Raw genomic sequence first — 20,466 nt, forward strand, 5'->3', positions numbered from 1 at the left:
GCGATCGGTGCCCGCCCATGGAATGCCACTCATAATGCGCTCTTCTGCTCTGTCCGTGGGTGAGTTGAGGGCCTATCCGCGGGTGCACCCCGCCTGATTCCTAGGTTTCGCGCTGTCGAAGGCTCGAAACTGAAAGGACGGCAGACGGGGTGCTGAACACCAAGGTATGGGAGAAGGCGTGCGGGTTGACGCGCACGGTCGTGGAAGGGGTCCGTGTCGACGACACCGATGGATCGATCGTGGTGTCGGCACGACCTGATGCGAGGGCTCGTGGCCGCTGCGGACACTGCCATCGACGTTCGCCTCGCTACGACCGTGGTGATGGTCGTCGGCGGTGGCGGGCGTTGGACGCCGGCACGACGAAGGTGTTCATCGAAGCCGACGCACCCCGGGTGCGTTGCCGCACGCACGGACCGACGGTGGTGGCAGTGCCGTGGGCTCGTCATGGGGTCGGCCACACCCGCGACTTCGACGACTTGGCGGCGTGGCTGGCGGTGCGCACCTCGAAGTCCGCGACGTGTGAGTTGTTGCGGGTGGCGTGGCGCACCATCGGTGCGATCGTCACGCGGGTCAATGCAGATGTCGAGGCGCGTGTTGATCGTCTCGACGGGTTGCGACGGATCGGGATCGATGAGATCTCCTACAAGCGCGGACACCGCTACCTGATCGTCGTGGTCGATCACGACACCGGCCATCTGGTGTGGGTCGGCCCTGGCCGCACCGACGCCGACTTGGAGGTGTTCTTCGACGAACTCGGCAACGAACGCGCTGCGGAGTTGACCCACATCTCTGCGGACATGGCGGGCTGGATCGCCCGCGTCGTCGCCAAGCGAGCCCCGAACGCCGTGCGCTGCGCCGATGCGTTTCACGTCGTCGCGTGGGCCATCGAAGCGCTCGACGTCGAGCGTCGCCGAGCCTGGAACCAGGCATCGGGACGAAACGCGATCACGACCGTCATGTCCCAGCGAGGACGCGCACGAGGCACCTCGCTCGGCATCGCACGCGCCCGCTACGCGCTCTGGAAGAACCCCGGCGATCTCACCGAGAACCAATGCGCCCAGCTCGACTGGATCGCCAAGATCGACCCTCGGCTCCATCGCGCTTACCTGCTCAAGGAAGGACTGCGGTTCGTGTTTGCCGTCAAGGGTGACGCCGGCAAGCACGCGCTCGACAGGTGGTTGTCGTGGGCGCGCCGGTCGCGAATGCCGGCCTTCGTCGAACTCGCCCGCAAGATCGTGAAGCACCGAGTGGCGATCGATCACGCCCTCGACTCCGGGCTCTCCAACGCCCTGATCGAGTCGACCAACACCAAGATTCGGCTCCTCACCCGCATCGCGTTCGGCTTCCACGGACCCGAACCCCTCATCGCCCTCGCCCTGCTCGCGCTTGGCAGCCACCCACCCGCCCTCCCAGGCCGAACCTGACCCACGGATACAGCAGAAGAGCGTCATAATGTGAGCGCCGTAAACCGGGGGCGTCGCTCGCCGATCTACGGTTGGGTCGTGGAGTTCGTCATCGCCCGGAACCCCGACGCAGAGTCGTCGCTGCCGTTCCTGGTGCGCTTGCCGGTGGGATCGCGTCCGGTCGTCCTGAAGGTGAAGGACACGTGGCCTCGCACTGCCAAGGTGTTCTGCCATCCGGGGACCGAGTGGCCCGATCCCGAGGATCTCGAGATCGTGGAGCGGGTGCCAGTGACTTCATGTGTGCGTCGCGGCGTCGCCATCGATCTCGTGCTCGATCGGGCGCGGGAGAACAGGTCGCAGTTCGTGTTCACGAAGGCTCGGGGTCGCGAGCTGGTGTTCTGGCAGTCGGCGCGAACCCGCAAGCAGGCTCGGCCGAACGTTGCGGTGCCGACGGCTCGCGCGTCGGGTCGTCGCCTCGACATCGTGGTGGACACGCGTGAGCGGTACGCCTGGAAGTTCTCCGACCAGCAGGCGACGACCTCGAAGCGGGCGCTGCCGGTTGGCGACTACGCCGTCGAGGCAGACGGTGAGGTCGTGGCAGTCGTCGAACGCAAGAGCATCGAGGATCTCGTGTCGACGATCGTCGGCGGAAAGCTCTGGACCTTGCTCGCTGCGATGGCCGATGTATCCCATGCTGCCGTGGTTGTCGATGATCGATACTCGTCGTTGTTCAAGCTCACTCGCGTTCGCCCGGCCTCGGTGGCAGAGCAGATCGCCGAGGCGGCGGTGAGGTATCCGGCGGTGCCGATCGTGTTCGCTGAAACCCGCCAGCTCGCTCAGGAATGGACCTATCGATTCTTCGGTGCGGCGATCGAGCACCGTGCGAACGATGCAGTCGGCACTGCGCGCTTCGACGCCCTGACCACCGGTGGCCCGGTGCCGGCACCCGAACCGACCACGGCCGAGGTGCGGGCCTGGGCGATCGCCGAGGGCCTGGATGTGAGCGATCGAGGTCGGCTGCGGCCGGAGATCTGGGAGGCTCGTCGCGCTGCGATGGTGCAAGTGCCCACTTCACGAGCGGGGGAGTGAAGCGATTTACCCGAGGAGCACTTCGAGCACCGTCCGGACGTCGCTTCGGTTGGCACCGTCGGACCAGCACGGGTGAGCATCATCCCGGAACGCTCGGCGCGCAGCGGTCAGCCGCTTTCGATCCTTCTTCGTCATCGCCTCGGCCCACTGCTCCAACTCCGGATCTCGTGCCGCGCACATCAGGAGGGTGGCGAGGTCTCGTTCGTGCTTCTGCTTGTCGAACCGTGAAGCGGAGACGACCTCTGTCGCTGCAGCCGACTTCGCGACGATCGCGCCCAGCAGGTTCGGGGTGCGGACCTCGAACCGCTCGCTTGCGAGCTCCACTATGACAGGTCCCGCACGCTTGACCGCCTGCGTGGCACCAGGCGCTTGGACGACCCGGCCCTTCCCGGTCTCGACCGGCTCGGCTCCGAGTCCGTCGGGTGCGAGCAAATCGATCTTGGCGTTACCTTTGGTGAATCGGACGATCCCCTCCGGCGACTGCTCCGAGCCGAACCCGTCCACGACGAGCGCGTCGGCGACGTCTCGCAGGGCGCTGCGTGTGAACGTACGGACGTCGACCACGATGTCTCCGTCGTCGGTCGCCCGTGGCACCTTGACGCCCCAGACGGTCGCGTGGATCGCGACCATCTGTCCGCCGACGACCGCCCATGTCTGGATGTTCGTGGAGGCCACCAGTCGGGCGATCGCCGTCCACGTAGCGTCGGCGGCAGGGTGTAGCCGAGTGAAGTCGACGGTGATCGTCATCGGACAGCTCGGAGCGCTTCGGAGGCGGCGCGTGTGTCAGCGGCATCGAGAAGATCGAGCACGGCAACGATCGGGGGCAAGAACTGGTCGTCACCGGCGATGAGTTCATCGACGACGCGCACAACGACGTTCGGGTGGTCCGCATTCGGGTTCGCTCGATAGTCGGAGCGGAACGCATCGGCGTCCAGCGCGCTGATGTAGACGTCTCGTTGCTCCGGCCGTCCGATGCTGGCGCCGTGACGGATGGCCGCGTGGGCGCCGCCGTGGCGGACACGCGGATCGTCGTCAATGCGGGCGTCGAGGGCGGGGAGAATGCGGACTCGTTCGTTGCGGCTTCGTCGTCGCACAAAACGAGCGAGGTCGATGGCCTCATCGATGTCGGCTGGCGGTTCAGCTTCGAGCACACGCTGCCAGGCGGCTCGTTCCGAGAGCGGTCGACCTCGTCGAGGCCTCAAGACGCGGTAGCGGTGGAGGGAGTCGGAGTCGATGGCCCAGCTCCGCCCGAAGCGCTTCGCGTCCAGTTCGCCAGCGTCGATGAGCCGGCCCACCTGGACATGGGAAACGCCAAGCGCATCGGCGGCCTGGTCCACACTGAGTTGGGACATGCACACACGGTAGAGTTAATACGTTATATATGCAACGTATTATACGGAGAGCTGCGAATCGGCGCAGTAGGAGGTGTCGCTTGTCAGCAGTTTGTCCGCGGAATGTCCGCGAACGGGGCGAAACTCGCGGGAATCAGACGACATCAACCGACATGAGCAACGGACGAAAACAATCTCTGACCAGGTAAAACGTGACAGAACGACACTCGGCGTAGTCTCCAGATACCGGAGTTCAAGTCCCCCTTCGACACCACGTTGACCAGGGCTCTTGTCTTGGTCGGCTGCGCTTCGCCTCGATCGAGGAACGGGGCCCGCGGGCGCGTCCGGCCTCGGTGGCGTCCCGAGACATGTGAACGCACCGGCCCTGCAAGTGGGCGCAAAGGATCCTCACGCTCCAGATCCCGCCGTCGCCGGAGGATCACCTCGACGTCGGCGGGAGGATGGGCGACCCCGTGGGCCCCGTCGACGACCGGGGCTGCGCACCCGCCGTCGCTTCGCAGGCGCGTTCGTCTGCCGACCCGGGCGTCAGACGAGGCGGAGGTCGCCGGACGCCGTGACCGTCGTCGTCCCGTCGGGGGCGATGCGCACGAGGTCGACGGGGGCGCTGCGATCCGGCTCCGACTGCGTGACGTCCTCCGACTGCCCGACCTCGACCACGGGGCGTCGGAGGTAGCTGACCGAGCCGTCGGGGTGGCAGCGGAGGCCGTCACCGAACAGGCCGTCACCGAGCTCGCCCACCGTCGAACCGTCGGTGAGCGAGGTGAGGCGGATCACGCCGGGCCGGGCGTCCCCCTGGCCGTACCCGACGTCCCAGGTCCGGTGCGCGACGACGTCGGCGCGCAGGAAGCACGCACCGTCGAGGAACCGCTGCGTCCCGCCGACGGGTTCGCCCGACCCCGACCACGGATCAATCGCCCACGCCGTGCCGTCCTCCCACTGCTCGTCGACGATCAGGAACCGGCCGTCCGGCGACCACGCTGCCGGCCCGGCGTTGACGTACGCCAGCTCGAAGGTCGCCGCCGTCGTGCCGTCGACGAGGTCCTCCACCTCGAACCGGGTCGGCGCGCCCGCCGACGGGTTCGAGAACGACACCGCGAGGAACCGCCCGTCGTCGCTGAGGCGGAAGCCCGCCACCCCCGTCTCGACGACCCGCGCCGCGCCGTCGTCGACCTCGACCAACGACGGACGGTCATCGCCTCGCAGCGAGTCGACGTGGGCGTAGAGCACGCCGTCGGCGCCCCGCCCCGCGGACCGCACCGCGTCGGGCCCGTCGAGCGAGAGGTGCTCGGTGACCTCACCGTTCGACCACGTCACGCTCACGATGCGCGACCGCACGACGGCGCCCTCGTCACCCGGCTCGGTGTCGGCGATCGCGGCCCAGATCGTGTCACCCATCACCCGTGCGGACCGGACGACGCAGTCCACGTCGGTCGCGCAGGTCAGGTCGAACGACGCGACCACGCCGCCGGGGTCGCGGACGTCGATGACCGCCCGGGACTCGCCCGTGACCGTCACGAAGAGCTCGCCCGCCGCGGCCGTCGGAGGTCCGGAGGGGTCGGGCTGGTCGGTCGACGGCGGGGTCGTCTCCGGCCGCGCCGGGGGAGCGGGCGCCGTCGACGGCGGGGAGGTCGACGGCGCGGAGGTGTCGGGGGCCGCGATCGACGTGGCGGGGGGTGGGTCGGTGAGCTCGGGCGCGGTCGACGACGCCGGGGTCGTCTCCGGCGACGCGTCCTCCGTCTCATCCGACGTCGAGACGACCGTCGCGGAGCGGAGGTCGTCCTCGCCACCGTCGGATCTGGTCGCGAGCCCACCCGCCAGCGCCGCGATGCCGCCGGCCAGCAGCGCGACGACCGCAGCGGCGGTGAGCCAGCGCGACCGCCGCCGATCGGGCGGCACGATCCCGCCCGATCGCGCGCCTCGACGGACCGCGCGCGCCTCGGCGTCGGAGTCCAGGTCGGCGAAGCTCGCGACGAGGCGATCGGAGGCGTCCCTCAACCGGTCCTCGACGTCGTCGGTGCGGTCGTGGTCCATGTCGCTCATCCCGATCCTCCCGAGAGCTCTCGGCGCAGGCGCTCACGGGCCGCGTGCAGCGTCGTCTTCACGGTCCCCTCGTGCACCCCCATCGCCTCGGCCACGTCGCGCACCGAGCGATCTCCGATGTAGAAGATCGCGATCGCGATCCGTTGCCGCTCGGGCAGCGCCGCGACGGCAGCCCACGTCTCGGCGTCGAGCGCGGCGACGTCGGGCGAGGGTCCACGATCGAGCTGGCGCGCCAGCTCGGGGAGGCGGCGGCGCCGCACCGCGAGGTGGCGTCCGTGATCGCGCACGAGGTTGACGACGACCCGGCGCGTCCAGGCACCGGGCCGCTCCATCGCACCCACCCGATCCCACTCCTCGTAGGTGCGCGCCAGCGCTTCCTGCGCGACGTCACGCCCGGTCTCACGGTCGCCGCACATCGCCGTCGCGAGCGCCGCCAGGCGCCGGTGCTCCGCACGGAAGAACGCATCGAAGGACGCACCACCTCCCGCCACGGCCCGTGCGTCGTCCACCATCTCCATCCACCATCACACGTCCCGGCACCCGATCCGGTTGACCGACTTCTCGGCGAGGCCGGTCGCGGATCGCCCGTGCGCCGACGGCGCCATCGGCGACCGTCTCCTCCTCGCCGGGCGGACCGGTCGCGGGCTACGTTCGCCGACAGGTCGAGCCGCGCGGTCGGTCCGACGACGACGGGAGCGACGATGGCCGACGACGACAACCGGGACGAAGCCGACGACCGGCCGACGTGGACCGCGCTCGAGCGGCCCGACGAGCCGCGAGGGGTCGGGCAGGTGCTCGCCGCGGACCGCACCCACGGCCCCGGTCGGACGTCGCGATGACGTTCGAGACGTTGCGCTACGAGGTGGAGGGCGGCCTCGCGCGCCTCACCCTCGACCGCCCCGACCGCATGAACGCGATGACCAACCGCATGGTCCGCGAGGCGACCGACGCGCTCGAGGCAGCGTCCACCGACCCCGAGATCCGCGTCCTGCTGCTCACCGGTGCCGGCCGCTCGTTCTGCCCCGGCGCCGATCTCGGCCACTTCACCGAGGGCGGGGAGGACGAGACGCTGTCCGCCCGGGAGTTCCGCGTCGCCGCCCTGCTCCACGAGGTCCCCGCCGTCACCGTCGCCGCGATCAACGGCGCCTGCGCGGGAGCCGGGCTCGGGTGGGCGCTCGCCTGCGACCTGCGGACGATGGCCGCATCGGCCAAGTGCAACACGGCGTTCCTCGACGTCGCGGTCGCCGGCGACATGGCGATCCCGTGGTCGCTCCCGCGCCTCGTCGGCGCCGGCCGGGCGCGCGAGCTGTCGTTCCTCCCGCGCAAGGTCACCGCGCAGGAGGCGCTCGACATCGGACTCGTCGCCCGCGTGTTCGCCGACGACGCCTTCGCCGACGAGACCGAGGCGGTCGTCGACCGGCTGCTGGCCATGTCGCCGACGGCGCTGCGCGGGATGAAGGCCAACTACCTCGCAGCGGAGCGCACGGGGCTCGGCGACTACCTCGACCTCGAATCCGAGCGCCACCTGCGCATCGCGGCGAGCGCGGACACCGCCGAGGCGTTCCGCGCGTTCCTCGAGAAGCGGCCACCGAGGTTCACGTGAGCTGGATCCGACTCCGCCAGGTCGCCCTCGTCGCGCACGACCTCGAGGCCGTCGTCGACGAACTGCGCCGCGTGCTCGGCCTCGAGGTCGCGCACCGCGACCCGTCGGTCGCCGCGTTCGGACTCGTCAACGCGGTGCTGCCGCTCGGTTCCCAGTTCGTCGAGGTGGTGTCGCCGACCCGGCCCGGCACCGCCGGCGGTCGTCGCCTCGAGCGCCTCGGAGGGGACGGCGGGTACATGGTGATCGGCCACACCGACGACCACGACGCGCTGCGGCGACGGGTCGACGACCTCGGCGTGCGCGTCGCCATGGAGCACGTCGACGACGGCGGGTACCGCATCCTCCAGCTGCACCCGGCCGACACGGGCGGCAGCTTCCTCGAGCTCGACTTCCAGCCGGGCGGCGAGGACCCGGACGGGCCGTGGATGCCGGCGGGGGACCGGTGGCAGGACGCGGTCCGGACCGACGTCGTGTCGGCGATCACCGGCGTCGAGCTCCGCGACCCCGATCCCGACGGCGTGGCCGCCCGGTGGTCGGCGATCTGCGACGTCCCGGTCGTCGACGGCGCGATCGAGCTGGACGACGCGACGATCCGCTTCACCGAGGGGACCGGCGGGCTGGTCGCCGTCGACTGCCGAGGATCGGTCGAGCGCGCCGACGTCATCGCCGGGGTGGAGTTCCGCACCACCCCGGTCTGAGACGCACGGGCCGGGCTGCTCGACCGGTGCGTCGCAGCCGATCCCGCTCGACCGATCGGCGGAGCGGGCCCGGCGCGTCGGGCGAGCGAGCTACGGCCGGAACTGGATCTCGCGTGGGCCGAGCCGGCCGGGTTGGCGCACGATCCGGTAGGCGGTGCCCACCCACTCGCACACCAGCCGGCGGGTGTCGCGCGGGTCGACCATCTCCTCGATCTCGAAGCGATTGAGCGGACCGACCGGCCCGCGCGCGCTCTCGATGCGTGCGTTGAGCTCCGCGCGCAGCGCGTCGGGGTCCTCGGCCTCGGCGAGCTGGCGTCGGTAGGCGGCCTCGATGCCGCCCTCGGGCGGGATCCCCCCGACGTCGGCCGCCGGCCAGGTGACGCGGACCGACGGCTGCGATCGTGGGGTGGCGTAGTTGTTCCCGGCGACCCCGAAGCTGCGGCGCATCAGCACGGTGAAGATCGGCACCTGGACCTGGGCGAAGGCCACCATCCACTCGGCCCCGGCTCGGATCGTGCTGGCGCGCTCGTGCTCGAGCCCGACCGCGAACCCGGGGTTGTCGACCAGGTTCAGCACCGGAACGTGGAACAGGTCGCACAGGTCGAGGTGGCGGGTGAGCTTGCGGCACCCGTCCGCGGTGAGCGCACCGCCGTTGGGGTGGCGGCTGTCGGAGGCGATCACCCCGAGCGGGTGCCCGTCGAACCGCACGAAGCCGGTGACCTGGTCGGTCGCCCAGCGCGAGCCGATCTCGAAGAAGGAGCCCTCGTCGGCCATCAGCGAGATGGCGCGACGGATGTCGAAGGTGGTCGTGCGGCCGCGGGGGATGATCGAGAGGAGCTCCTCGTCGCGCCGATCCGGCGGATCGGCGGGGTCGGGAGCGAGCACCGGCGGCGCCTCGTGCACGCTCGACGGGAGGTACGACAGGAACCGGCGGGTCTTCTCGAACGCCTCGTCCTCGCTCTCGGCGAGGTCGTCGACGGACCCGTTGGTGCAGTGGACCCTCCAGTCGCCGAGGTCCTCCTTGGTGATGTCGACACCCATCGCGTGGCGGACGACCGGTGGACCCGCCACGAAGAGCTGGGCGATGTCGCGCACCATCACCGAGAAGTGGCCGAGCACGGCCTTCGCGGCGCCGATGCCGACGACGCTGCCGAGCAGCAGGTTGACCACCGGCACCGTCGACAGCTGGCGGGCGTACGGGGTGCTGCCGAGGTGGCCGGGGAGGAACGAGCCCCCGCCTCCGCTCACGCGCGGTCGGCCCGCCGTGATCGCGCCCGAGCTCTCCTTCGCGGAGCTCTCGCCCTCGGCGGCCTGCTTCGGGACCATCGCGGCGACGCTGCCGCCCCCGGACGATCCGTCGAGCAGGCGGATCGAGGGGACCTGGAGCTCGATCGACAGGCGGTCGAGGTGGAGGCTCTTCGCGCCGATCGCGCCGTCGGCGTGGCCGCCGCGCGAGGTGAAGTCGTCGGCGCACACGATGGAGGTCCGTCCCTCGACGGTGCCCCACCCGCCCACGTGGTTCGCCGGGGTGAACGCGGCGACGTTCCCGTCGGCGTCGTAGGAGGCGAAGCCGGCGAGGCTGCCGACCTCACGGAACGAGCCGTCGTCGAGCAGACGGGAGATGCGCTCGCGGCAGGTGAGCTTGCCCCGGTCGCGCTGGCGGACGACGCCGGGTTCGTCGGAATCGGGGCCGAGGCGGGCGTCGGCCAGGCCCCGGAGCGTCTCCACGTCGTCGAGCATCGGACCCCACGAGTCGGCTCCGGTCGGGGCGGGCGCGCCACCGTCGGCGTCGTCGGCGGGTTCGAGGGTGACCACGACCTGGCCGGCGAACACCGCCTCGCCGACCTCGACCTCGGCCACGGCCACGATCGTCCCGGCCCGGGGGGCGGTGATCGGGGTCTCCATCTTCATCGCGCTCACGACGAGCAAGGTGTCGCCCGCCCGGACGGCGTCGCCGACCGCGGCACGCACCTCCACGACGCTGCCGGCGCTCGGGGACTCGACGCCCTCGAGCCCGTCGGCGACCTCGAGCGACGGGGTCGCCGAGGAGGGCGCGCCGGTGGGCGTCGCAGCGCCGGGCCCGGCGACGCGCTCGAGCAGCGTCTCCAGCGGGGTGGTGTGCTCGGCGTCGGGCGACACCAGCTCCGGCGCCTCGCTCAGCAGGGTCGTGCGCGCGTCGCCCGCCACGACGTCGGGGTGGGCGAGGATCGCTCGCAGCGAGGCGATGTTCGTGGCGGGGCCCTCCACGAGGAACTCGCCCAGCGCGCGCCGGGTGCGGTCCAGGGCACCGCGGTGGGTGCGGGCGCTGCCCACGACCTTGGCGAACAGCGGGTCGAACTGGGGCGCGGGGGTGTTCCCGGCGTAGCCGCACGAGTCGACGCGCACCCCGTGGCCGGACGGCTCCTGGTAGGCGGTCATCGTCCCCGGGCCGGTCGCGACGACCCGCGCCTGGACGGCGACGCCACGGGGCGCCCCCACGGCGTCCTGGTCGGCGAGGCCGATCTCGGCGAGGGTGGCGCCGCCGGCCACGAGGAACTGCGCCTCGACGAGGTCGACGCCGGTGATCTCCTCGGTGACCGTGTGCTCGACCTGGATGCGCGGGTTGCACTCGATGAAGCGGTGCTCGTCGGTGGCCGGGTCGACGAGGAACTCGACGGTCGCCGCGTTCACCAGCCCCGCCGCGCGGACCAGGTCCAGCGCGTCGGCGCACATCCGGGCCTTCAGCCCGGCCGGCAGCTGCGGGGCCGGTGCGATCTCGATGACCTTCTGGTTGCGGAGCTGCACCGAGCAGTCGCGCTCGTGGAGGTGGATCGCCGACCCGGCCGAGTCGGCGAGGACCTGGATCTCGATGTGGCGGGGTCGCTCGACGAGCTTCTCGCAGAACAGCGTCCCGTCGCCGAACGCGGACCGAGCCTCGCTGCGGCACCGCTCGAACGCCTCGTCGAGCTCGTCGGCCGAGGCGACGGCGCGCATCCCCCGCCCCCCACCGCCGGCCGCGGCCTTGAGCATCACCGGGTAGCCGACGCTCCCGGCCACGTCGCGTGCGTCGTCGACGGAGGCCAGCGCTTCGGCGCTGCCCTCGACGACCGGGATGTCCAGCGAGCGCGCCAGCTCGCGCGCCCGCACCTTGTCGCCGAACAGCGCGAGGGCGTCCGGCGAGGGGCCGATGAACGTCAGCCCGGCTCCGGCGCACCGCCGAGCGAACCCGGCGTTCTCGGCGAGGAAGCCGTAGCCGGGGTGGACGAGGTCGCACCCGGTGTCGAGCGCGATGCCCACGAGCGCCTCGGAATCGAGGTGGGCTGCGACCGGGTCGGCGCTCGACCCTCCCAGCGAGCGGGACTCGGTGGTCATCCGCGCGTGGAGCGCCGCGGCGTCGACGGCGGTGTGCACGGACACGGACTCGATCCCGAGCCCCGCGGCGGCCCGAGCGATCCGGATGGCGATCTCGCCGCGGTTGGCGACGAGCACTCGTTGTCCTGCTGCCACGCTGCACCAACTCCCCCGGTCGTGGTGGGCGCCATCTTGGCACGACGGCCACGGGGATCACGTGGCGACCGCGCCGGGGGTCGGGACCCGGGCGCGACGGTCGCCGTGGAGGTCGGGCGCGCCAGGCCGGATCGCCGTCCGATCGAGCACCTCTCCGGGCGGTCTAGCCTCGGGAGGCGTGGACGAGGTGCGATGGCTCGACGACACCCAGCAGCAGGCGTGGCGTGCGCTGCTCGTGTTCGTCAACCGGGGGCTCCCGAGCATCGAGCGCACCCTCAAGGAGCACGATCTGCTCGTCGTCCACTACTCGATCTTCGTCGCGCTCTCGGCGGCCCCCGGCGACACGATGCGGCTCTCCGACCTCGCGGATGCGGCGAACCTGTCCCCGAGCCGACTGACGCACCGCCTCCGGACGATGATCGAGCGGGGCCACGTGGAGGTCACGACCGACGCCGCCGACGGTCGCGGCAAGCACGCGGCCCTCACCGAGTCGGGGCGCGGGTTCCTCGAGCGGGTCGCTCCGATCCACGCCGACGACGTGCTCCGCCTGGTGTTCGACCACCTCGACGACGCCGAGACGGCTGCGCTCGCCGAGGCGATGTCGAAGGTCGCGCGGACGCTGTGCGACCACGACGGCTTCTCGACGTCGCCCGGCTGAGCGGGAGGCACCCGCACCCTCGCCACGGGCGTCGCGACGGTTCGGCGGCCCGACCGAGCGGGTACGGCCGGGTCATGGAACACCGCAACCTCGGACACACCGGCATGATGGTCAGCCCGCTCTGCCTCGGAGCGATGATGTTCGGAGCGTGGGGCGAGCCCGACCACGACACCTCGATCGCCGTCATCCACCGTGCCCTCGACGAGGGCATCAACTTCATCGACACCGCCGACATCTACGCGCGCGGCGAGTCGGAGGTGATCGTCGGCGAGGCGCTCGCCGGCGGCCGACGTGACGACGTCGTGCTCGCCACCAAGTTCCACGGCCCGATGGACATCGACATGGGCGAGTCCGGCGGCGACCCGAACCAGCGCGGCAACTCTCGCCGCTGGATCGTGCAGGAGGTCGACAACAGCCTCCGTCGACTGCAGACCGACTGGATCGACCTGTACCAGGTGCACCGACCCGACACGGGCACCGACGACGACGAGACGATCGCGGCGCTCACCGACCTCCAGCGCCAGGGGAAGATCCGGGCGTTCGGATCGTCGACGTTCCCGGCCCACCGCATCGTCGAGGGGCAGTGGATCTCCGAGAAGCGAGCGCTCGGCCGGTTCGTCACCGAGCAGCCGCCGTACTCGCTGCTCGTGCGCGGCGTCGAGGCCGACGTGCTCCCGGTCGCCGAGCGCTACCACATGGGCGTCATCCCGTGGAGCCCGCTCGCCGGCGGCTGGCTCACCGGTCGCATCCGCAAGGGCGAGGAGCTGCCCGAGACCAACCGGTCGAAGCGACGGCCGTCGATGTTCGACATGGACGACCCGGCCAACGCCCGCAAGCTCGACGCCGTCGAGGAGCTGGCGCTGCTCGCCGACGACGCCGGCATCTCCCTCATCCACCTGGCGATCGCGTTCGTGATGCAGCACCCGGCGGTGACCGCGCCGATCATCGGCCCGCGCACCATGGAGCACCTCGAATCCCAGATCGGGGCGGCCGAGGTGACGCTGAGCTCCGACGTGCTCGACCGGATCGACGAGATCGTCCCGCCCGGGGTGAACCTGTCGGACTCCGACGCGGGCTACGTGCCCGACGCTCTGCAGGACCCGTTCCTGCGGCGGCGTCGCACGAGCTGACGGTCCGCCGCGACGGGCGGAGATCCCGGCGGGCTCAGGCCCCGACGACGAGGTGGCCGTCGAGCGTCGACAGCAGCGGCGACACCGGATCGGGAGGCAGCTCGCGCCCGTGGGCGTCGCGACGCACCTCGCCGATCCACGTGTCGTGCTGGTACTCGTGGTTGGTCACCGCGACGAGGAGGTGGGCCGCCACCAGCCGGAGCTGCGCGGGAGCGCCGACGCGGCCCTCGTCGATCGCCGTGACGTGGAACCGGAGCCGTTCGGCCGCGCTCGAGCGGTAGGCGAGCAGCCGATCGCGGCCGGGGAGGTCCCCGCGCTCGCTCTCCGCCGTCGCCGAGTCCATCAGCCGGTCCAGCTCGTCGTCGAGGGGCGGCTCGGCCGCGATCAGGTTGCGCACCGTGAAGTGGCTAACGGCCGCCTGGTGACCGAGGTGCCAGCCGATCGCGCTCGACTCAGGGTGGGGGCGCCACGCGACCTCGGCGTCCGTGAGGTCGGCGACCAGGTCGTCGGTGTGACGGAGCGCGCGCTCGTACTCGTCGAGCAGGTCGGCGATCGTGGGCAGGCTCATCGAGCGGCTCGGCGGGGTGGGGTCGAGGTCGTGGGGATCGGGATCGGTGGTGAGCCGAGCGGAAGCGACGACGCCGCCGAGGCGGTGGGTCGCTCGTCGGGCACGGAACTGACTCTACGCCTGACTTGATCGCCGCACTCGTCACTGACAGTAGGAACAATGATACCGTGAGCGTCCATGGTACCTTCGTCGCACGCCCGTCCGGGGCGGGCCGAGGTGGCCCGGTCGGCGAAGCGATCGTGAGTCCGGTGACGATGTCGGCCGCCGAGACCGCGCCGCCCGGGCCGGTGGTCCGCCCGTCCTCGATGGTCGACGAGATGCGCACCCTCGTGCTCGCGATGGACTCCGACGGCACGATCCTCGAGCGCCGGGGCGGCTACGGCGGGTTCCTCGGTCTCGACCTCGAAGCGATCGTCGGGTCGTCGGTGTTCGACTTCCTCGATCCGGCCGACGTCGACAAGCTCGCGACCTACCTCGTCGAGACCGTGGGGGAGATCGAGGAGGTCATCGCCCTCCCCATGCCGTTCCGGCTGACCGTGATCGGCGGCGACGGGATCGGCCGCCCCGTCGACATCATCCCGTCGGGGCACCGCGACGAGTCCGGGGGATGGCGATGGACGGCGGTGATCGTGCCGGTCGCGCTGAACAGCTCGGTCGTGCGCGCGATCGACCGGGAGCTCGACGGCGGCGAGCGCGACGAGGTGTGCGCCCTGCTGTGCGACGAGCTCACGATGGACGACACCGCCTTCTCCGGACGGTGGTTCCTCGTCGACCTCGCGCACCCCGGCGGTCAGCGGGTCCACCGCGTCGGTCCCGCCGACGACCAGGTCGCCGACGTGATCGACCACGTCGTCCGCTTCGACGGCTGGAGCCCCTGGGCCGAGATGGACCCCGGATCGGTCCGAGGCCTCGACGTCGACGAGCTGCCGAGCGCGGTGCGCGACGTCATGGGCGAGCGCCGGTGGCGGCGCTGCCTGATCGCCCCGGTGCACGTCGACGGCGCTCTCGTCGCCGCGTTCGTGATGCTCAGCCTGGTGCCGAACGGCTACTCGCCGATCGAGCTGAAGTCGAACGTCGCCGATCGCATCGAGGTGCTGGTGCGCTCGACCCGGATGCTGATGACGCGGTGGGAGGAGTCACGCAAGCTCGAGATCGCCGCGACCACCGACCAGCTCACCGGGCTGCCCAACCGGCACGCCTTCTTCGAGACCCTCGCCCGGCACCGCGACGGAGGGACCCTGCTGTACCTCGACCTCGACGAGTTCAAATCGGTCAACGACCGCTACGGGCACGCGGTCGGCGATCGGGTGCTGCGCACGATCGCGGCCCAGATCGTCGAGACCTGCCGCGAGGAGGACACCGTGGCGCGCCTCGGCGGCGACGAGTTCGTCGTCCTCGTCGCGGACTCCGACGACTCGATCGGCACACGGCTCGGGAACCGCATCCTGCGCAGCGTCGGGTGCGACCTCGGCCTCGAGCTCGGGCCGGAGCGCATCGGCGTCAGCGTCGGCCTGGCCGAGCTCGGAGAGCTCGACGACCCGCTGAACGCCGCCGACCGGGCGATGCTCCTCGCCAAGCGGCGCGGTCGGGGGCGGATGGTCGAGGCCCGCCGCCTCGGCGAACCCTGAGCCGAACGATCCGCACGATCCGCACGATCTCGCGCGGGGGCTCGGTCATCGGGCCGGGCGGCCACGGGTTCGTGCCCCGAGGTGGCCCCGATGCGAGAGTGGGGAGATGAGCTCCACCTTCCCGAACCGCGTCACCGAGATGCTCGGCGTCGAGATCCCGATCGTCCAGGCCCCGATGGGGTGGATCGCTCGCGCCCAGCTCGCGTCGGCCGTGTCCAACGCCGGCGGGATGGGGATCATCGAGACCTCCTCGGGCGAGCTCGACGCGGTGCGCATCGAGATCGAGAAGATGGCCGACCTCACGGACAAGCCGTTCGGGGTGAACATCGCCCAGGCGTTCGTGCGCGATCCCGACATCGTGCGGTTCGTCATCGACCAGGGCGTCGAGTTCGTGACGACGTCGGCGGGCAACCCGACGAAGTACACCTCGACGCTCAAGGAGGCCGGGCTGACGGTGTTCCACGTGGTGCCGACCCTGCACGGCGCGCTCAAGGCGTTCGAGGCCGGCGTCGACGGGCTCGTCGTCGAGGGCGGGGAGGGCGGGGGTTTCAAGAACCCGCGCGACGTGGCGCTGATGGTCCTGCTCCCGCTGATCGCCTCGAAGGTCGACGTGCCGATCATCGCCGCCGGCGGCATGGTCGACGGCCGCTCGATGGCGGCGGCGCTGGCCCTCGGGGCCGAGGGGGTGCAGATGGGGACGCGCATGGTGTCGGCGGCGGAGTCGCCCGTGCACGAGAACTGGAAGACGTCGATCGTCGAGGCCGCCGAGACCGACACCGTGTTCCTCAACCGGCACACGTCGCCGGCGCTGAGAGCCCTGCGCACCGAGCGCAGCGAGGCGCTCGAGCTCGACACCGAGACCAACGCGATGACGGCGCTCGTCGGGTCGACGCTCGACCTCTACTTCGGCGGCGACATGAACGCGAGCCTCGCGCTCACCGGGCAGGTGGCGGGACGGATCGAGTCGGTCGAGTCGGTCGCCGACATCATCGCGACCTGCGCTCGGGAGTGCCGCGCCCGCCTCGACGAGCTCGCCGGCACCTACGGCGGCGCCTGACGCACCGCGGCGACGGGTCGGGTTCGATCCCGACGGGCGTGGCGTCGGCCACGTCGGGCCACCTCGCTGGGGCCGCCGCGGCGGGTTCCGCGATGATGTGGCGATGGGTGCGACCGACATCGACCGAGAAGCCCTGCTGGCGAAGTACGCCGCCGAGCGGGACAAGCGCGTGCGCGACGACGGCAACGAGCAGTACGTCGAGCCGACGGGCCAGTTCGCGCACTACCTCGACGACCCCTACGTGGAGCCGGCGCCGCGCGAGCCGTGCACCGACGACGTCGACGTCGTCTTCGTCGGCGGCGGCTTCGCGGGCCTCGTGACCGGGGCGCGCCTGCGCGAGGCGGGGATCGACGACGTGCGGATCGTCGAGAAGGGCGGCGACTTCGGCGGCACCTGGTACTGGAACCGGTACCCGGGAGCGCAGTGCGACACGGCTGCGATGATCTACCTGCCGCTGCTCGAGGAGACCGGCCACATGCCGACCGAGAAGTACACCCACGCCCCCGAGATCGCCGAGCACTGCCGTCGGATCGGACGGCACTACGGCCTCGACGAGAGCGCCCTGTTCTCGACCGAGGTCACCGGGCTGGAGTGGGACGACGACGCGCGCCGCTGGATCGTCACGACGAACCGCGGCGATCGGATGCGGGCGAAGCACGTCGGTCTGGGCACGGGGCCGCTGCACCGCCCCAAGCTCCCCGGGATCCCGGGGATCGGCTCGTTCGCCGGGCACAGCTTCCACACCAGCCGCTGGGACTACGACTACACCGGCGGGGATCCGTCGGGAGCGCCGATGGCGAAGCTGGCCGACAAGCGGGTGGGGATCATCGGAACGGGAGCGACGGCCGTGCAGTGCGTCCCCCACCTGGCCGAGGCGTGCGGGGAGCTGTACGTCTTCCAGCGCACGCCGTCGTCGATCGACGTGCGCGGCAACCACCCCATCGACCCCGAGTGGTTCGAGGCCCTCGACGAGGGGTGGCAGCGGCGGTGGATGGAGAACTTCACCACCCTCCAGACCGGTGGCTTCGCCGACGACGACCTGGTGATGGACGGCTGGACCGACATCGCCCAGCGGATCCGCGACGAGCTGCTGTCGGCGCCGGAGCCGGATCTGTCGCCCGAGGGGATGGTCGAGGCGTACCACGCGAGCGACGACGAGAAGATGACCGAGATCCGCGCCCGCGTCGACGACGTCGTCGCCGACCCGCTCACCGCGGAGGGTCTCAAGCCGTGGTACCGCCAGCTGTGCAAGCGCCCGTGCTTCCACGACCGCTACCTGCAGGCCTACAACGAGCCGGGCACCCACCTGATCCACACCGACGGCCGGGGGGTGGAGCGGATCACCCCGGACGGGGTGGTCGTCGCCGGCCGGGAGTACGAGCTCGACTGCATCATCTACGCGTCGGGTTTCGAGGTCGGCACCGAGTACGCGCGCCGAGCGGGCTTCGACGCCGTGGGCCGCGGCGGGATCCGCCTGTCGGAGCGGTGGGGCGAGGGGATGACGAGCCTCCACGGCATCCACGTCCACCGCTTCCCCAACCTGTTCGTGGTCGGTCCGGCCCAGGGCGCCAACCTCGTGTCGAACGTGCCGCACAACCTGACCGAGGCCGCGGCCACCATCGCCGCCGTCATCGCCCACGCCGAGGAGATCGGTGCCGCCGAGGTCGAGGTCACCGAGCGGGCCGAGGCCGACTGGGTGGCGCTGCTGGAGGCGGGGGGACGCACCTTCGGCGGCGACCCGTCGTGCACCCCCGGCTACTACAACAACGAGGGCCGCCCGATCGAGGGGTCCGCGAAGCGCAACAGCCTCGGCTACCCCGACGGCCCGGCCGCCTACTTCGACCACATCGAGCGGTGGCGCAGCTCGGGCGACTTCGCCGGGCTCGAGTTCCGCTGACCGGTCGCGCGGCGGGTGCGTCGCGCGTCGTGCGGGCTCGGTCGTAGCCTGCGGCGCCGTGGACGTCGACGCGAACCGTCCCGTGCGCACCACCGTCGTCGAAGGGTTGCTCGACCACCTCGGCGCACCCGTCGTGGCGTGCGCCCTCGACACCGCCGCGGGTCCACCCCCGCCGCTGCACGCGATCGAGTCGCCGGCCGTCGACGGCGCCGTCCGGCTCCGGCGGACCGAGTTCGCGGGGGGTCGGGCGTGCGCTCGCGCCGCGCTCGCCGAGCTCGGCGTCCACGACGTGGGCGTCGGTCGGCGTGGCGACCGGTCGCCGATCTGGCCCGACGGGGTGAGCGGCTCGATCACCCACACCGACGGGTGGTGCCTCGCCGTCGCCGGTCTGCTCGAGCCGTGGCGCTCGGTCGGGATCGACGCCGAGCTGGTCGGTGGCGTCGACGCCGACGTCTCGAGGGTGGTGTTCGCTCCCGACGAGCTCGCCGCTCTGTCGGACCGCCCCGACGCCGAGGGGGTGGTCACCGCGGCGTTCTGCGCGAAGGAGGCCCTGTACAAGGCGCAGCACCCGCTGACCGCGCTCTGGGTCGACTTCACCGACGTGGTCGCCCGGCCGGTCGGAGCGGGCGAGATCGAGCTGGCGCCGCTCCCGGGCGCGGCGGTGGCGGCACGCATCCGCCACCCCGTCCGCTCCCGGTGGACCACGCTCGAGCAGCACGATCCGGGGGGCGGCCGTGCCCGCTCGATCGTCGTCGCCGTCGTCGCCGTCGCCGAGGCGCCGGCGACGGGCGGCCACGCTGCCCGCGCGCCGCGGTGAGCGGCAACGACGACGTCTCGAGTCGTCGGAACCGCCGGACCGGTGCCCTCGTCGCCCGGATCGCCGTCGAGCCACCTCTCCCGACCCGCCGCCCGCTCGTGCTCGCAGCCACCGAGCGCCGTTCGGCGGCCGGTCCGGCCGGGCCTCGTTCGCGCCGAGCGACGCCGGACGCGACGAGGCCGCCCCGCCGGGGCCGCACGTGTCGGCGAGCGATGCCGGGGGCATGATCGGGCGGTGCCGAGTGCGCTCCCCGCCGTCCAGCTCCTCCCACGCCCCGAGCGGGGGCGGGTCTTCTCGCTCGGCACGGCCGTGCGCCTCGGCGACGTCGACACCTCCGGACGGCTCCGCCTGGACGCGACCGCCCGGCTCCTCCAGGACGTCGCGAACGACGACGCCTCCGAGGCCCGGCTCGACCGTCGGTACGGGTGGTTGGTGCGCCGAACGATGATCGAGGTCACCCGCGTCCCCCGCCTCGGCGAAGGGGTCGAGGTGTCGACCTGGTGCACCGGGATCGGTCGGGCGTGGGCCGAGCGGCGCTCGAGCATCGTCGGCGATCGGGGTGGTTCGATCGACGCGGTCAGCCTGTGGGTGCAGGTCGACGTCACCACCTCGCGCCCGGCACGCATCTCGAGCGACTTCCGCGACGCCTACGACGCCGCTGCCGGAGGCCGTTCGATCTCGTCGCGCCTCTCGCTGCCCGCGGAGCCGGGATCGACCGGACCGGAGGATCCGCCACCGGTGACCGCCCGATGGCACGTCCGCCGGACCGATCTCGACCCGTGGGGTCACGTCAACAACGCGGCGAGCTGGGCCGTGGTCGAGGAGCACGTCGACCTCGGCGAGGGCGACGCAGACCGCGAGGGCCGCGCCGAGATGGAGTACCTCCACCCGGTCGAGGCCGACGGCGACCACCTCGACGTCGTCGTCGCCGCTGCCCGAGACGCACGCCACGACGACACGACCGTGTGGTTGGCGCGGTCGGGGATCGCGCTGGTGGTGGGGCGGTGGAGCCCGATCGGGTGATGCGTGCCCGAGCGACC

At 71.7% G+C, this 20,466-nt stretch carries 18 protein-coding genes; 12 read left to right on the forward strand and 6 right to left on the reverse strand.

What is annotated here, in order from left to right:
- Positions 1-149: 149 nt before the first annotated feature.
- Positions 150-1,424, forward strand: coding sequence for an ISL3 family transposase (locus tag ACOOHC_RS07510; RefSeq protein WP_420453370.1), 1,275 nt, complete (start codon positions 150-152; stop codon positions 1,422-1,424).
- A gap of 78 nt (positions 1,425-1,502) precedes the next feature.
- Positions 1,503-2,492 carry an ERCC4 domain-containing protein gene (locus ACOOHC_RS07515; protein ID WP_420453371.1) on the forward strand — a complete coding sequence of 330 codons (990 nt, stop codon included), beginning with the start codon at positions 1,503-1,505 and terminating at the stop codon, positions 2,490-2,492.
- Between the two features lie 6 nt (positions 2,493-2,498).
- On the opposite strand, the gene ACOOHC_RS07520 is transcribed toward ACOOHC_RS07515, so the two are convergent.
- The 4 genes from ACOOHC_RS07520 to ACOOHC_RS07535 form a co-directional block, all read right to left on the reverse strand.
- The gene (locus ACOOHC_RS07520; protein ID WP_420453372.1) at positions 2,499-3,239 is read right to left on the reverse strand and encodes a hypothetical protein; all 741 of its coding nucleotides are present in this window, start codon (positions 3,237-3,239) and stop codon (positions 2,499-2,501) included.
- Positions 3,236-3,844 (reverse strand): helix-turn-helix domain-containing protein, encoded by a 609-nt coding sequence (locus tag ACOOHC_RS07525; protein ID WP_420453373.1) that lies wholly within the window; start codon positions 3,842-3,844, stop codon positions 3,236-3,238. The genes ACOOHC_RS07520 and ACOOHC_RS07525 overlap by 4 nt, the downstream gene beginning before the upstream one ends.
- 525 nt (positions 3,845-4,369) lie before the next feature.
- A complete protein-coding gene (locus ACOOHC_RS07530; protein WP_420453374.1) occupies positions 4,370-5,884 on the reverse strand; it encodes a hypothetical protein in 1,515 nt (504 codons plus the stop codon).
- The gene (locus tag ACOOHC_RS07535) at positions 5,881-6,396 is read right to left on the reverse strand and encodes an RNA polymerase sigma factor (RefSeq protein ID WP_420453375.1); all 516 of its coding nucleotides are present in this window, start codon (positions 6,394-6,396) and stop codon (positions 5,881-5,883) included. Before ACOOHC_RS07535 ends, ACOOHC_RS07530 begins: the two co-directional genes overlap by 4 nt.
- A gap of 189 nt (positions 6,397-6,585) precedes the next feature.
- Here ACOOHC_RS07535 and ACOOHC_RS07540 point away from each other — a divergent pair, with 189 nt between their 5' ends.
- From ACOOHC_RS07540 to ACOOHC_RS07550, 3 genes are read left to right on the forward strand one after another with little or no spacing between them, the layout of a single operon-like run.
- The gene (locus ACOOHC_RS07540; RefSeq protein ID WP_420453376.1) at positions 6,586-6,723 is read left to right on the forward strand and encodes a hypothetical protein; all 138 of its coding nucleotides are present in this window, start codon (positions 6,586-6,588) and stop codon (positions 6,721-6,723) included.
- Complete coding sequence (locus ACOOHC_RS07545; protein WP_420453377.1) at positions 6,720-7,487, forward strand: enoyl-CoA hydratase/isomerase family protein; 768 nt, start codon at positions 6,720-6,722, stop codon at positions 7,485-7,487. Before ACOOHC_RS07540 ends, ACOOHC_RS07545 begins: the two co-directional genes overlap by 4 nt.
- Positions 7,484-8,185, forward strand: coding sequence for a VOC family protein (locus tag ACOOHC_RS07550; RefSeq protein ID WP_420453378.1), 702 nt, complete (start codon positions 7,484-7,486; stop codon positions 8,183-8,185). Before ACOOHC_RS07545 ends, ACOOHC_RS07550 begins: the two co-directional genes overlap by 4 nt.
- Before the next feature lie 90 nt (positions 8,186-8,275).
- On the opposite strand, the gene ACOOHC_RS07555 is transcribed toward ACOOHC_RS07550, so the two are convergent.
- Positions 8,276-11,671 (reverse strand): carboxyl transferase domain-containing protein, encoded by a 3,396-nt coding sequence (locus ACOOHC_RS07555; RefSeq protein ID WP_420453379.1) that lies wholly within the window; start codon positions 11,669-11,671, stop codon positions 8,276-8,278.
- A gap of 178 nt (positions 11,672-11,849) precedes the next feature.
- Here ACOOHC_RS07555 and ACOOHC_RS07560 point away from each other — a divergent pair, with 178 nt between their 5' ends.
- Positions 11,850-12,329 carry a MarR family winged helix-turn-helix transcriptional regulator gene (locus ACOOHC_RS07560; protein WP_420453380.1) on the forward strand — a complete coding sequence of 160 codons (480 nt, stop codon included), beginning with the start codon at positions 11,850-11,852 and terminating at the stop codon, positions 12,327-12,329.
- A gap of 74 nt (positions 12,330-12,403) precedes the next feature.
- A complete protein-coding gene (locus ACOOHC_RS07565; RefSeq protein WP_420453381.1) occupies positions 12,404-13,459 on the forward strand; it encodes an aldo/keto reductase in 1,056 nt (351 codons plus the stop codon).
- A 34-nt stretch (positions 13,460-13,493) separates the two neighbouring features.
- On the opposite strand, the gene ACOOHC_RS07570 is transcribed toward ACOOHC_RS07565, so the two are convergent.
- On the reverse strand, positions 13,494-14,027 hold the full coding sequence (locus tag ACOOHC_RS07570) for a DinB family protein (protein ID WP_420453382.1): 534 nt from the start codon (positions 14,025-14,027) through the stop codon (positions 13,494-13,496).
- A gap of 125 nt (positions 14,028-14,152) precedes the next feature.
- Here ACOOHC_RS07570 and ACOOHC_RS07575 point away from each other — a divergent pair, with 125 nt between their 5' ends.
- The 5 genes from ACOOHC_RS07575 (at position 14,153) to ACOOHC_RS07595 (ending at position 20,449) form a co-directional block, all read left to right on the forward strand.
- Positions 14,153-15,655, forward strand: a complete 1,503-nt coding sequence (locus tag ACOOHC_RS07575) for a diguanylate cyclase (RefSeq protein WP_420453383.1) — start codon at positions 14,153-14,155, stop codon at positions 15,653-15,655.
- 106 nt (positions 15,656-15,761) lie between these two features.
- Positions 15,762-16,712, forward strand: a complete 951-nt coding sequence (locus ACOOHC_RS07580; RefSeq protein ID WP_420453384.1) for an NAD(P)H-dependent flavin oxidoreductase — start codon at positions 15,762-15,764, stop codon at positions 16,710-16,712.
- Between the two features lie 103 nt (positions 16,713-16,815).
- Positions 16,816-18,609 (forward strand): flavin-containing monooxygenase, encoded by a 1,794-nt coding sequence (locus tag ACOOHC_RS07585; protein ID WP_420453385.1) that lies wholly within the window; start codon positions 16,816-16,818, stop codon positions 18,607-18,609.
- Between the two features lie 58 nt (positions 18,610-18,667).
- Positions 18,668-19,426: a 4'-phosphopantetheinyl transferase family protein gene (locus tag ACOOHC_RS07590; RefSeq protein WP_420453386.1), complete on the forward strand. Its 759-nt coding sequence runs from the start codon at positions 18,668-18,670 to the stop codon at positions 19,424-19,426.
- 234 nt (positions 19,427-19,660) lie between these two features.
- Positions 19,661-20,449 (forward strand): acyl-[acyl-carrier-protein] thioesterase, encoded by a 789-nt coding sequence (locus tag ACOOHC_RS07595; protein ID WP_420453387.1) that lies wholly within the window; start codon positions 19,661-19,663, stop codon positions 20,447-20,449.
- Positions 20,450-20,466 lie beyond the last annotated feature (17 nt).

This window comes from Ilumatobacter sp., from assembly GCF_965215205.1.
GTDB lineage: Bacteria > Actinomycetota > Acidimicrobiia > Acidimicrobiales > Ilumatobacteraceae > Ilumatobacter_A.

Excerpts from the sequence above, each read along its gene's own strand:
- ACOOHC_RS07520 (WP_420453372.1), bottom strand. The coding sequence starts at position 3,239 with ATGACGATCACCGTCGACTTCACTCGGCTACACCCTGCCGCCGACGCT.
- ACOOHC_RS07525 (WP_420453373.1), bottom strand. The coding sequence starts at position 3,844 with ATGTCCCAACTCAGTGTGGACCAGGCCGCCGATGCGCTTGGCGTTTCC.
- ACOOHC_RS07530 (WP_420453374.1), bottom strand. The coding sequence starts at position 5,884 with ATGAGCGACATGGACCACGACCGCACCGACGACGTCGAGGACCGGTTG.
- ACOOHC_RS07535 (WP_420453375.1), bottom strand. The coding sequence starts at position 6,396 with ATGGTGGACGACGCACGGGCCGTGGCGGGAGGTGGTGCGTCCTTCGAT.
- ACOOHC_RS07540 (WP_420453376.1), top strand. The coding sequence starts at position 6,586 with ATGGCCGACGACGACAACCGGGACGAAGCCGACGACCGGCCGACGTGG.
- ACOOHC_RS07545 (WP_420453377.1), top strand. The coding sequence starts at position 6,720 with ATGACGTTCGAGACGTTGCGCTACGAGGTGGAGGGCGGCCTCGCGCGC.
- ACOOHC_RS07565 (WP_420453381.1), top strand. The coding sequence starts at position 12,404 with ATGGAACACCGCAACCTCGGACACACCGGCATGATGGTCAGCCCGCTC.
- ACOOHC_RS07570 (WP_420453382.1), bottom strand. The coding sequence starts at position 14,027 with ATGAGCCTGCCCACGATCGCCGACCTGCTCGACGAGTACGAGCGCGCG.
- ACOOHC_RS07580 (WP_420453384.1), top strand. The coding sequence starts at position 15,762 with ATGAGCTCCACCTTCCCGAACCGCGTCACCGAGATGCTCGGCGTCGAG.
- ACOOHC_RS07585 (WP_420453385.1), top strand. The coding sequence starts at position 16,816 with ATGGGTGCGACCGACATCGACCGAGAAGCCCTGCTGGCGAAGTACGCC.